This is a genomic window from Saccharothrix longispora (genome assembly GCF_031455225.1).
In the GTDB taxonomy this organism is placed as follows: domain Bacteria; phylum Actinomycetota; class Actinomycetes; order Mycobacteriales; family Pseudonocardiaceae; genus Actinosynnema; species Actinosynnema longispora.
Genome location: NZ_JAVDSG010000001.1, coordinates 2,914,492 through 2,926,522, shown reverse-complemented (window position 1 = coordinate 2,926,522; position 12,031 = coordinate 2,914,492). Strand labels below are relative to the sequence as shown.

The following is a 12,031-nucleotide window of genomic DNA, read 5'->3' as shown; positions in this document are numbered from 1 at the left end:
GCCGACCTGGCTCGACGGCGCGGTGTGCGTGGACCGGCCGGTGGCGGGATGCCCGTGCGGGGCGTCCCGCCACGCGGTCACGGGTTGGTCGAGCCGACCGCCTGCCGGTTGTGCTCGATGCTCTTCGCGACGTCCTCCAGGGTGGCCGCGGCGAACAGGTCCTCCGGCGTCAGCACGTCCTCGCCGTAGGTGTCCTCGGCCCTCGCGATCAGCTTGACCGCGGTGAGCGACGTGCCGCCCGCGTCGAAGAAGTTGGCGTCGAGGTCGTCGACGGTCAGGCCCAGTTCCCGGCACACCGCCGGCAGCCAGCTCCGCACGTCCTCCGCGTCGGGTGCGCTCATCGGGTCGGCACCCCCTCCCGCACGGGGAACCGGTAGCCGTTCACCGTCTCGCGCGCGAACTTGTTGTGCCCGAAGCGGTCTTCGCCGGACACCAGCACGTTGCCGAACTTGTCCAGGCTGGCCGTGCCGCCGAACTCGGCCAACGACTCGGAGTTCGGGTAGACGCGCACCGAGGTGGGCAGGTAGCGGCCCGCGAAGCCCAGCCGCATGTCGTTGGTGAGCCCCGCGTGCGGGTGCGAGGCGTGCATCAGGGTCGACCAGAAGATGATGAACTGGCCCTGGCGCATCACCTGCGACACGGCGTTGGCCTCGTCCGGCGTCCAGTCCGGGTCCTTCTGGAGTTGACGGTAGTCGTAGCCGAAGAAGCCGCGCCGCACGCCGTCCTTGTCGAGCTTGTTGATCAGGTCCGGGTTGTAGTCCATGCTCTTGGACTCGTCGTAGTTCATCGACCGGTGCGAGCCGGGGATGAACTGGAGGCAGCCCATGTCGACGGACGCCTCGGTGAACGCCGTCCAGACGGTGATCGTGCCGCCGAACTCGGCGTCCTCCGGCCACACGATCTGGGGGTGCTTCGAGCCCGCGACGTTGGAGAAGTTGTCCGCCTGGTGCCAGTCCGTGCCCTCGTCACCGGGGTACTTGGGGAAGAACTCCGAGCGCCAGCACAGCACGTCGGGGCCGAGGATGCTGGACACGCGGTCGACGATCTCGGGGCGGGTGATGTGCTCGGCCAGGAAGTCGACGTCCAGGTGCCGGTCGTAGTTGGACAAATTGGTCACGCCGGAGACGGTCTTGCCGTCGCCGTAGACCGCTTTCTTCGTGTTCAGCAACTTTGGTCGCAGCGCCTGGAGGTGGCGGGCCATCTCCTCCGGCTCGTAAAGATCGAATGGCCCGATGTACCCGTCCCGGTGAAATTGGGCGAGTTCTTCCTCGGTCAGGTGTGAAGTCTTGTCGTCCGAAATCATGCGCACCTCTGCTGTCGAAAGAGCGCCCGATCGGGCGCTCGTGTGCGAGAGAACGGTGGAGTGGTGTTCGCGCGCGTTCCTGCGAAGGGTCGCGTCGAAGTGGGCCCCTCGTCGACACCGTGATCGGGCCCCGGACCGGGGCGCACTTCTCGACCGCGCGGCGACCGGCCCGGCCGCCGTTGACGGTGAATGATCGCGAGCGCTCGACGAGGACGGCCCACGAACGCCTCCCCGGCGGTTCGCGGCACGCGCGGATGTGCGACCGGCTCGTCTCCGGTGACCGGTACGCGTTGATCAGTGCAGCTCAGAGCTTCAGCTGAGTATTGTGGACGACGCCGCGCGACCTTCTCACGCGCAAGAACGCGGGTGCCTGCGCGGTCGGCCGGCGGACGGCTCGCAGGTGGTGCACCGTCGCATGAACTCTCCCCCAGTAGTCGTACCGCCCCGTGCGGGGAGGATTTCTCGGACTCACCCCAGTACCAGGAAACTCTCATCGAACGTAACCGGCGCTCCGTCGGCGTGTCAAGGTTTCGCCCGACGTGGTGACGGTGGGTGCGTGAGATGGGGTTTCACTGTCGGTGACTCCCCCTGTCGGACCTTGTCGGTGGGTCGACCGACGTACACACTGGTCGCCGGAACCCATATCCGGCGCGGCCGCGGTGGTGTTCTTCGCCCGGCCGGCGCTCTGGGGGTAGGGGTTTCCGCACTGGGGCTGGGGAAGTGGTCGAAAAATGCGTACCGGGGGTGGTTCTGCGGTGCCTGCGGAGTTGTTTCGCCCTGTTCGGATGTGGGGTAGGACGGGGGAGCTGGAGATCTTCGACGGCGTTCTGGCCGCCGCGCGGGCCGACGGCGCCCACGCGGTGGTGGAGATCGCCGGCGAACCGGGGATCGGCAAGACCCGGTTGCTCGCCGCGCTGCACGACCGGGCGCTGCGGGCCGGGGTCCGCGTCGCGCGCGGTCAGGCCACGGCCTCGCCGCTGACCCCCGACTTCGCGCTGTTCGTCGACGCGCTGGAGGAACTGCTCGCCGCCGGGGGCGACGAGCTGCTGGCGGACCTGGACCCCAGGGTGGCGCTGTGGCTGCCGCAGGTCTTCCCGGTGCTGCGGCCGGCGCACCCCGCGCCCGCCGCGTCGCCGCAGCAGCGCTACTGGGCGTTCCAGGGCATCCGGCAGCTGCTCGGCCGGCTGGCTGCGGACGCACCGCTGGTCCTGCTCCTCGACGACGTGCACAACGCGCAACCCGGCTCCGTCGAGGTGCTCCTGCACCTGCTGCGCCGCCCGTTGGACGCACCGCTGGTGCTGGTGCTGGCGCACCGCCCCCACCAGTCCCCGGCCGACCTGCTCGGCGCGCTCGCCACCGCGGCGGAGAGCGGCGTCGCGCGGCGGCTCGAACTGGGCCCGCTGGACGACGACAGCGCGTTGCTGCTGCTGCCTTCCGGCATCCCGCCCTCGCGGCGCAGGCAGCTGCACCGCGAGAGCGGCGGCAAGCCGGGGCTGCTGGGCGCCCTGGCCGCCGGCCCGCAGGACGACGCCGAGGCGACCGACCTGTTCGTCGACGGGCCGGACGGCGTGCTGCCGCCGGGGCCGCTGTCGCACCCGGTGCTCGCGTCCGTGCGCCTGGACGTCCAGGCGCTGCCCCCGCTGGGGCAGCAGGTCGCGCAGGCGGCGGCCGTCATCGGCACCACCTTCGACCCGGCGCTGGTCGCCGAGGTCGCCGGGATCGACCACGACCTCGCCCTCGCCGGGCTGGACGACCTGCTCGCGCGCGACCTCGTGCGCACGGCCCCGGAGCTGAGCCGGCTCCGGTTCCGCGACCCGGTCGTGCGCTCGGTCTGCTACCACCACGCCGGCGGCGGGTGGCGGCTCGGCGCGCACGCCAGGGCCTACCGGGCGCTGGCCGAGCGGGGCGCGCCGCTCGCCGAGCTGGCGCACCACCTGGAACGGGCCGGGCAGCCCGCCACCGAGCGCGACGCCGAGACCCTGGCGGTGGCGGTCGCGCAGAGCGGCGACCGGATGCCGGCGGCGGTGTCGCGCTGGCTGCGCGTGCTGCTGGAGCCGGCCGGACCCGGACAGGCGGAGCTGACCGTGCGGCTGGCCAGGTCCACCGCGCTGGGCGGCCACCTCGTGGCGAGCCTGCCGGAACACCGACGGGCCTGGCGCAGGGTGACCGAACTGGCCCCGCGCGCCGCCGCGGACCTGGTCGAGTCGCACCTCCGGGTGCTGCGGCTGCTCGGTCGCTTCGAGGACGCGGCGGCGCTGGTCGAGCGCATCGGCACCGGCCGGTCCGGTGGGACCGGCGACCTCGACGACCCGGTGGCCGCCTGCGCGGTGCTCGGTTTCGCCGAGGTCGCCCTGGACAGCGGAGGCGACGTGGCCGGGCTGCTGGCCCCCGTCGGGGACCTGGCCGAGCACGAGTCCCCGAGGACGGTGCGGGCGGCGGCCGTGCACAGCGCGATGCTGGCCACGGTCGGCCGGAGCGCGGACGCCGCGGCCCTCGCCGACCGGGTCGCCGCCCACCTCGCCGAACCGGGGGTGAGCGCCTCGCAGAGCACGGCCGTCCTCTGCGAGGCCCACGACTGGCTCGGCTGGGCGAACACGTGGTCCGGCCGCGCCGAGCAGGCCTTGGAGCAGTTCGGCCGCGGACTGGCCCTCGCGGAGCGCCACCACCAGGTGCACGTGCTCGGGCGGCTGCACCTCGGGCTCGCCACCGCGCACCTGCGCTCCGGCGCCCTCGCCGACGCCGTCGAGCACGCCGAGGACGCCGGCGCGCTCGCCGCCGCGATGGGCTGCGCCGACCTCCAGGCGCGGACGAAGCGGTTGTGCGCGGAGATCGGCCACGTGATGGCGCGGGGCGGAGACGCGACGCCCGGCGACTCGGGTGCGCTGTGCGCGATGTTCGCCGGCCTGAGCGCCGCCGCGGGCCGCCGCGCCGACGCACGGGCGTGGCACTCGCTCGCCCAGGACCTCGGCGCGCGGCCCGGGCTCGCCGACCGCTTCGGGCTCACCCTGCTGGCCGTGGCGTGCCTGCGGTGGAACGCCGACCCGGAACGCGCGTGGACCGTGCTGCGCGCCGCCGTCGTCGTGCTGACCGTGCCGCCGTTCGGCGTGCTCGCGCCGTTCGCGCGACAGGCCGTGCAGCCCCTCGGCGACGGCGGGACGCCGATCACCTCGGGCGACGACGAGGCGCACGCCTTCGAGAAGGTGGTGTCGGCGCGGATGCGGCTGCTGAGCGCGCGGGAGAACCAGGTCGCCGAGCTCGTCGCGAGGGGGCGCACCAACCTCCAGATCGCGCGGGCGCTGGAACTGAGCCACAAGACCGTGGAGACCTACCTGCGCCGCATCTTCGACAAGCTGGAGGTCTCCTCCCGCTCGGAGGTCGCCGCGTTCACCGGCATCATGCCGCGCGGCGCCTGACCGGGGCGTCAGCGCCGGTCCCGGCACACCGCGCGGCGTGCCGGGATCAGGCGGTCCCCTCGCCGAGCCGCGCCGCCACCTCGTCGTCGGACAGGTCGCCGAGGGCGTCGAGGGCGGCCAGCATCTCGTCGTCGGGGACCGACCGCAGCGTCGCCTCGCGCACCCGCTCGGCGAGCCGGGCCACCGTGCACTCCCTGGTGAGCAGGTCGGCCACCGGGAGCTCCACGCCCAGCTCGGCCCGCACCCGCCCGACCACCCTGGCGGCGAGCAGCGAGTGGCCGCCCAGGTCGAAGAACCCGTCGTGCACACCCACCCCGCCGTCGAGGTCCAGCGCCCCGGCCCAGATCTCCGCGATCGCCGCCTCGATGCCGTCGCGCGGTGCGACCCGGGAGGTCCCCGGTCGCCGCGTGACCACGGGTTCGGGCAGCGCGAGCCGGTCGATCTTCCCGTTGGGCGACAGGGGGAGCGCGTCGAGCCAGGTGATCGCGGACGGCACCATGGACGGGGGCAGCACCTCGCCGAGCGCGCGCCGCACCTCCGCGTCGTCGACCGGTCCGGCCGTCGCGACCGCGTACGCCGCGAGCGACGGGTCGGCGCCCGGCGCCGCGCGCACCACGACCGCCGCGTCGGCGACGCCGGTCAGGGCGCGCAGGGCGTTCTCCACCTCGCCCGGCTCGACGCGCTGGCCCCGGATCTTGACCTGGTGGTCCCGGCGGCCGTGGTAGGTGAGGGTGCCGTCGGCGTTCCAGTGCACGACGTCGCCGGTGGCGTAGAGGCGTCCGCCGCCCTCGTCCGGCACGAACGCCCGCGCGGTGAGCCGCGGTTGGTGGGCGTAACCGCGGCCGACGTGGACGCCGCCGATGTGCAGGTGCCCGGGCACGCCCACCGGGACGGGCCGCCCGTGCGGGTCCAGGACGAGCAGCCGCACACCGGGCAGCGGCGTGCCGATGGGGACGCGGCCGGGCGCGGTGGGGTCGACGGTGTGGTGGGTGACGTCGATGGCCGCCTCCGCCGGGCCGTACCGGTTGTGCAGCCCGACGCCGGGCAGGCGCGCGGCGAACTCGCCCACCAGGTCCGGGGTCAGCTCCTCACCGATGCAGATGACCGAGCGCAGCCGGAGCGCCCCGCCGTCCGGTCCCGACTCCAGGTAGGCGCGCAGCATCGACGGCACGAAGTCGACCACCGTGACGCCGTGGTCGCGCAGCAGGCGGTGCAGGTAGCCGGGGTCCCGGTGCCCGCCCGGCGCCGCCACGACGAGCCGCGCACCGACGAGCAGCGGCCACAGCAGCTCCGACACGGACACGTCGAACCCGATCGGGACCTTGTGCACGGCGACGTCGGTCTCGTCGAGCGGCAGTTCGGCCTGGATCGCGCGCAGGCGGTTCAGCACCGCCTCGTGGGTGACCACCGCGCCCTTCGGCCGGCCGGTGGACCCGGACGTGAACACGGTGTAGGCCGCCCCGTTCGGCGGGACGTCCACGGCCACCGGCGTGCCCGGCACGTCCTGGTCCGCCGGGTCGTCGGGCAGCAGCACGGGGCACGCGCCGGCGAACCGCTCGGCGAGGTCGGCGGAGGTGACGACGAGCGCCGTGCGCGCGTCCCCGGCCATCGCGCGCAGCCTGGCCGGCGGGTGGTCGGTGTCCAGCGGCACGTACACGCCGCCAGCCTTCAGGATTCCCCACACCGCCGTGAGCAGGTCGAGCCCCCGGTCGAGGCACACCCCGACGGCGACCTCGGGACCGACGCCGCGCCGCCGCAGCCGGTGGGCGAACCGGTTCGTCAGCTCGTCGAACTCCCGGTACGCGAGGCGCTCGCCGGTGCGGTCGTCGACCAGGGCCGTCGCGCCGGCCCGGCGTGCCGCGGTGGCCGCGAACCACGTGAGCAGGCCGGGCCCCGCCGGCGCGGGCGCGACCCCGCCGAACCGGTCGATCCGCGCCAAGGTGGCCGGGGACAGGACCGGCAGCGCGCGGACGGTCGTGCCGGGGTCGTCGGCCACCGCGTCGAGCACCCGCGCGAACGCCTCGGCGACCTGCCGCGCGAAGGGTGCCGAGTAGCGGCCGGCGGCGTACACCAGCGCGCCGCGCAGGCCGCCGTCGGCGGTGGGCGCGAGGTCGACCTCCAGGTCGAACTTGGCCGCCGCCGGGTAGAGCCGCTCCACGTCGCGCAGCAGCGCGGACGGCAGCTCGTCCTGCACGACGAGCAGGGTGCGCACGAGGTCCGCGCCCGCGGCGCCCGCGTGCCGCACCACCTCCTCGAACGGCACGTCGCGGTGGGCGTAGGCGTCGAGCGCGGCGGCGCGCACCCGGCCCAGCAGGGCGTCGAAGCCGCGCCGGGGGTCGGCGTGCACGCGCAGCGGGAGGGTGGTCACCAGGAAGCCGACGACGCCGTCCAGGTCCGGGTGGTCCCTGGTGGACGCCGCGGTCGCGAGCACGAGGTCCGACTGGCCGGAGAACGCGTTCAGCACGACCGCCCAGGCGGCGGTGAGCACCATGTGCGGCGTCGCGGTGTGCGCGTCGCCGACCGCGCGCAGCCGGGACACCAGCGGCGCGGGGAGGTCCAGGGGCACGGTGGCCCCGGCGGTGCCCGGGGGACCGGCGAGGTCGCCGGGCACGACGGTCGGGACGGCTCCGGCGAGGTGCCGCCGCCAGTGCTCCCGCGACTCGTCGGGCACCCGCGCCGCCCGCTCCCGCGCCGCGTGGTCGCGGTGCCCGACGGGCAGCGCGGGCAGGTCGGGCGGGCGACCCGCGGCCAGGGCGGGCAGCAGCACGTCCAACTCGCGCACGACCGCGGCCAGCGACGCGCCGTCCGCCACCGCGTGGTGCACGCACAGCAGCACCGCCCACTCGTCGTCCCGCCGCACCAGCGCCACCCGCCACAGCGGCGGCCGGGCCAGGTCGAAGGGGCGGGCCACGAACTCGGCGGTCACCGCCTCGGCCTCGGCCGCGTCGGCGGCGGTGCGGACGACGAGGTCCACCCGCGGCTCGTCCGCGACGACCAGCTCCGGGTTCCCGTCCGCGTCGGGGCGCAGCCCGCTGCGCAGCGCGTCGTGCCGCCGCGCCAGCGCCTCCAGCGCGGCCCGCAGCACGTCGGGGTCGCCGCTCCAGCGCGCCCGGCCCGCCAGGTGGTAGGCGGCGCCCGCCCCGAGCTGGTCGAGCAGCCACAACCGCTGCTGGCCGGACGAGGCGAGCGTGCTGCCCGGCGCGGTCGGGACCGGCGTGGGCCGCCCGGCCGGGCGCAACCCGTCGAGCAGGTCGGCGAGCGCGGTGTCGCCCAGCAGCGCGACCAGGTCGGCGTCCAGGTCGAGGCGGGTGCGCAGCTCGTGGCGGAGCCGGGCCGCCCGCAGCGAGTCCAGGCCCTGACCGGCCAGCGGCACGTCCGGCCGCAGCAGGCGCGGCGCGGTGTCCAGCGCCTCGGCCACGAGGGCCAGCACCGGGGAGACCGGGCCGCGGTCCTCGCGGGGCGTCGCGGCGGGGGCGGGCGCCAGCGCGGGGAGGGTGCCCGCGAGGTAGGCGTCCCGGCACGCCAGCCTGCGGATCTTCCCGCTGGTGGTGCGCGGGATGCCGCCCGGGCGGACCAGCACGAGGTCGGACAGGTCGAGCTGGTGCTCCCGGGCCACGGCGGTGCGCACGGCGGTGGTCATCGCGTCGTCGGGCTTGACGCCGCGCCCCAGCTCCAGCACCAGCACCAGGCGCTCGGTGTCGCCGTCGTCGACCGCGAACGCGGCCCCGGCGGCGGACGGCGACGACAGCGCTCGTTCGGCGGTGATCTCGATGTCGACGGGGTAGTGGTTGGCGCCCCGGACGACGACCAGCTCCTTGGTGCGCCCGGTCACGAACAGGTCGTCGTCCAGCACGAACCCGAGGTCGCCGGTGCGCAGCCAGCGCCGCCCCGGCGCGTCGGACCGGGTCGCGGTGAACGCCCGCGATAGCTCGGGGTTGCCCCAGTAGCCGCCGGCGACGCTGGGGCCGCTCACCCAGATCTCGCCGACCTCGCCCGGCGCGCACCCGGTGGCTGTCGCGGCGTCGACCACCGCGAGCACGTCGTCGCCGTGCGTGCCGCCGCACCCCACCAGCGGCATCCCGCCGGCGTCCGGCACGACCCGGCCGTCGGCCAGCGCCCCCCGGTCCACGCGCAGCTCGCGCGGTCCGCGCCCGGGTGGCGCGGCGGTGACGAACAGCGTGGCCTCGGCGAGGCCGTAGCACGGCAGGAACGCCTCGCGCCGGAACCCCGCCGGGCCGAACCGCTCCGCGAACGCCTCCACGGTGGCCGCGCGCACCGGTTCCGCGCCGGTGAGGGCGTGCGTCCAGCTGCTCAGGTCCAGGGTGACCAGCTCGTCGTCGGTGACCCGCCGGACGCACTCGCGGTAGGCGAAGTCCGGCGCGGGGCTGGCGGTGGCGCGGAAGTCCGTGATGGCGCGCAGCCACCGGTACGGGTGGTACAGGAAGGTCCGCGGCGGCATCAGCAGCACCGGGAACGCCCCGTGGAGGGGTTGCAGGACCGCCCCGATGAGCCCCATGTCGTGGTACGGCGGCAGCCAGCTCACCGCGCGGGTGCCCGCGGCGGGCCCCAGGACGCGGGCGATGACCGAGGAGTTGTGCACCAGGTTGCCGTGGCTGACCACGACGCCCTTCGGCGCGGCGGTGGACCCCGACGTGTACTGGAGGAACGCGGTGGCGTCGGGACCGGCCGGCCGCGGCTCACCGCCCGCCGGGCCCTCGTCGGGGCGCGGCGTCACCCAGCGCAGGTCGCTCGTCGCGCCCAGCTTCGCCAACCTGCCCGGCACCTCGGCGATGGTCGCCCGGTCGCTCAGCGCCACCCGCGCGCCCGCGTCGCGCGCGATGGCCAGCACCCTCGCCAGGGCCCGCGCGCTGGTCGGCGGGTACGCGGGCACCGCGACGACCCCGGCGTAGAGGCAGCCGAAGAACGCCGCGAGGTAGTCGCGGCCGGGCGGGAGCAGCAGCAGGGTGCGGTCACCGGGGGCCACGCCCGCGTCGGCCAGGTCGCGTGCCACGCGCAGCGCCGCGGCGTCGAGCCCCCGATAGGTCAGGTCGGTCGCGGTGTCGTCCGCCTCGACGACCCGGAACCCGAGGTCGTCGGGCCGCTCGGCGGAGCGCAGCCGCAGCAGCTCGACCAGGTCGCGCGGGGCCGTCACGCCGGCCGCCGGACCGGTGCGGCGGGGGCGAGCCGCAGGCGGGTCCCGCCGCCGTCCAGCGCGCGGCCCACCGGGGACGCCACCCGCCCGTCGGAGACCACCACCGAGCGCACACCGCCGCGCAGCGCCTCCCGCGCGGCGACCAGCTTCACCGCCATGCCGCCGCCCGCGACCGGCGTGTCCTCGCCCAGCTCGTGCTCGGCGAGCAGGCTCGCGTCGTCGGCCGGGTCGGCGAGCAGGCCCGGCGCGGCGGTGAGGAACACCAGCGCCTGCGCGCCCAGCTCCACGGCCACGGCGGCGGCCACGCGGTCGGCGTTGGCGTTGACCGGCAGACCGTCCTCCGCGACGGCGGGCGGGGAGACCACCGGCGTGACGCCGTCGGCGAGCAGCAGCCGCAGCAGCCCGCCGTCCACCGAGGTGATCCGACCGCTGTGGTCGTCGCGGACCAGGACCCGCCTGCCGTCCACCACGGCACGCACGGCGGCACGGCGCTCCGCGCGCAGCAGGTTCGCGTCCAGGCCGGACAGCCCGACCGCACGGACCCCGCCCCGGCCGAGCGCGGCCAGCACCGCCGGCCGGACCTGGCCCAGCAGGGCGAGCTGGAGCACGCGCAGCGTCGCCGCGTCGGTGTGCCTGGTGGTCACGCCGCTGGGCGAGACGAGGTGCCGCTGCGGGACGCCCAACCGCGCGGCCAGGTCGTCCACCGCCGCCGAGCCCCCGTGCACCAGCACGACCCGCCGCCCCGCCCGGACCAGCGCGGCGACGTCGGCGCACACCCCGTCCGGGTCCACGCCGCTCGCCCCGCCGATCTTGACCACCACGAGCCCGTCCACCACTGCCGCTCCTGTCAGGTCGAGTCCGGGTCAGGCAGGCCCGGTCAGACCGGGTGCAGTCCGGCGAACCGCATCCCGGTGTCCTCCGGCCGGCCGAGCCGGATGTTGAGGCACTGCACGGCGTTGCCCGCCGCGCCCTTCACGAGGTTGTCCAGCGCGGCCACCGCCAGCACCCTGCCGGAGTCCTCCTCGACGGAGAAGCCGACGTCGCAGTAGTTGGTGCCGGCCAGGATCTTCGGCTCCGGCAACCGGTACAGCCCGCGCCGCTGCGCGACGACCCGCACGAACGGCTCGTCCGCGTAGGCGTCCCGGTAGGCGCGCCGCACGTCCGCCTCGGCGAGGCCGGGCTTCCCCGAGGCGTGGCACAGCACCTGCGCGCCGCGCACCGCCTCCACGCCGGTGGCGGTCATCCGCACGTCCAGCCCGGTCTCCTGCGCCACCTCCGCCTCGTGGCGGTGGCGGTGCGGCGCGAACACCCGCATCGCGCCGCTGCGCTCGGCGTGCAGGTTGGTGGTCGTGGCCGACGACCCCGACCCGCTGGACCCGATCTTCGCGTCGATCACCACGCCCGGCTCGACGAGCCCGGCGGCGGCCAGCGGGCGCAGCGCCAGCACGCCCGCCGTGGCCATGCAGCCAGGCACGCTGATCCGGTCCGCCGTGCGCAGGGCGTCCCGGTACAGCTCCGGCAGCCCCGGCGTGAAGGCCGCCCGCAGGTCGTCGGCGGGCGGCACCTCGCCGTAGTACCGCTGGTGCGCCCCCGGGTCCCGCAGCCGGAAGTCGGCCGTGAGGTCGACGACGCAGGTCGACGTGCCCGCCAGCGCCCGGACGTGCTCGACCGCCCTGCCGTGCGGCACGGCGAGGAACACCACGTCGTGCGCGCCCCGGTCGTCGGGGTCGGTGAACGAGAGGGCCGTGTGGCCGCGCAGGTTGGGGTGCGCGCCGTCCACGCGCTTGCCGCGCAGGCTCGCCGAGTACGCCCCGGTGACCCGCACGTCCGGGTGGTGCAGGAGCAGGCGGAGCAACTCGCCGCCGACGTACCCCGCCGCGCCGATGATGCCGACCGTCGTCACCGGGCCACCCCCCGACCGCGTCCCGCGCCGCCTACTCGCCCCAGTCCTCGGCCATCTCGGGCGCCAGCGCGAGCACCGGCGGGTTCGTGGTGACCACCTCCAGCTCGCTCAGGCAGTCCGGGCACTCCAGGATCTCGTTCTGCGTCAGCGACTCCGCCAGTTCGACGGAGCCCTCGCACTCGGGGCAGGCCGTGGCAGCCATGGTGTCCTCCCGTACCGCAGCTCGTCGTCATCGTTCCCAGCATGTTGTCCCGGTGGCG

Annotated in this window: 7 protein-coding genes; 1 reads left to right on the top strand and 6 read right to left on the bottom strand. The window is 75.7% G+C overall.

Annotation, left to right across the window (positions count from 1 at the left end; genetic code table 11):
• Positions 1-77: 77 nt before the first annotated feature.
• Both J2S66_RS11845 and J2S66_RS11840 read right to left on the bottom strand, forming a co-directional pair.
• Positions 78-341: an acyl carrier protein gene (locus J2S66_RS11845; protein WP_310306995.1), complete on the bottom strand. Its 264-nt coding sequence runs from the start codon at positions 339-341 to the stop codon at positions 78-80.
• Complete coding sequence (locus J2S66_RS11840) at positions 338-1,303, bottom strand: chlorinating enzyme (protein WP_310306994.1); 966 nt, start codon at positions 1,301-1,303, stop codon at positions 338-340. The genes J2S66_RS11845 and J2S66_RS11840 overlap by 4 nt, the downstream gene beginning before the upstream one ends.
• Positions 1,304-2,088: 785 nt before the next feature.
• Here J2S66_RS11840 and J2S66_RS11835 point away from each other — a divergent pair.
• Entirely contained in the window at positions 2,089-4,716 is a 2,628-nt protein-coding gene (locus tag J2S66_RS11835) for an AAA family ATPase (protein WP_310306993.1), read from the top strand.
• Positions 4,717-4,762: 46 nt separating this feature from the next.
• On the opposite strand, the gene J2S66_RS11830 is transcribed toward J2S66_RS11835, so the two are convergent.
• From J2S66_RS11830 to J2S66_RS11815, 4 genes are read right to left on the bottom strand one after another with little or no spacing between them, the layout of a single operon-like run.
• A complete protein-coding gene (locus J2S66_RS11830; RefSeq protein ID WP_310306992.1) occupies positions 4,763-9,868 on the bottom strand; it encodes a non-ribosomal peptide synthetase in 5,106 nt (1,701 codons plus the stop codon).
• Positions 9,865-10,701 (bottom strand): [LysW]-aminoadipate kinase, encoded by an 837-nt coding sequence (locus J2S66_RS11825; RefSeq protein WP_310306991.1) that lies wholly within the window; start codon positions 10,699-10,701, stop codon positions 9,865-9,867. Before J2S66_RS11825 ends, J2S66_RS11830 begins: the two co-directional genes overlap by 4 nt.
• Before the next feature lie 44 nt (positions 10,702-10,745).
• Complete coding sequence (gene argC, locus J2S66_RS11820; protein ID WP_310306990.1) at positions 10,746-11,771, bottom strand: N-acetyl-gamma-glutamyl-phosphate reductase; 1,026 nt, start codon at positions 11,769-11,771, stop codon at positions 10,746-10,748.
• 31 nt (positions 11,772-11,802) lie between these two features.
• Positions 11,803-11,973, bottom strand: coding sequence for a lysine biosynthesis protein LysW (locus tag J2S66_RS11815; protein WP_310306988.1), 171 nt, complete (start codon positions 11,971-11,973; stop codon positions 11,803-11,805).
• Positions 11,974-12,031: the final 58 nt, after the last annotated feature.

Excerpts from the sequence above, each read along its gene's own strand:
- J2S66_RS11845 (WP_310306995.1), bottom strand. The coding sequence starts at position 341 with ATGAGCGCACCCGACGCGGAGGACGTGCGGAGCTGGCTGCCGGCGGTG.
- J2S66_RS11840 (WP_310306994.1), bottom strand. The coding sequence starts at position 1,303 with ATGATTTCGGACGACAAGACTTCACACCTGACCGAGGAAGAACTCGCC.
- J2S66_RS11835 (WP_310306993.1), top strand. The coding sequence starts at position 2,089 with ATGTGGGGTAGGACGGGGGAGCTGGAGATCTTCGACGGCGTTCTGGCC.
- J2S66_RS11815 (WP_310306988.1), bottom strand. The coding sequence starts at position 11,973 with ATGGCTGCCACGGCCTGCCCCGAGTGCGAGGGCTCCGTCGAACTGGCG.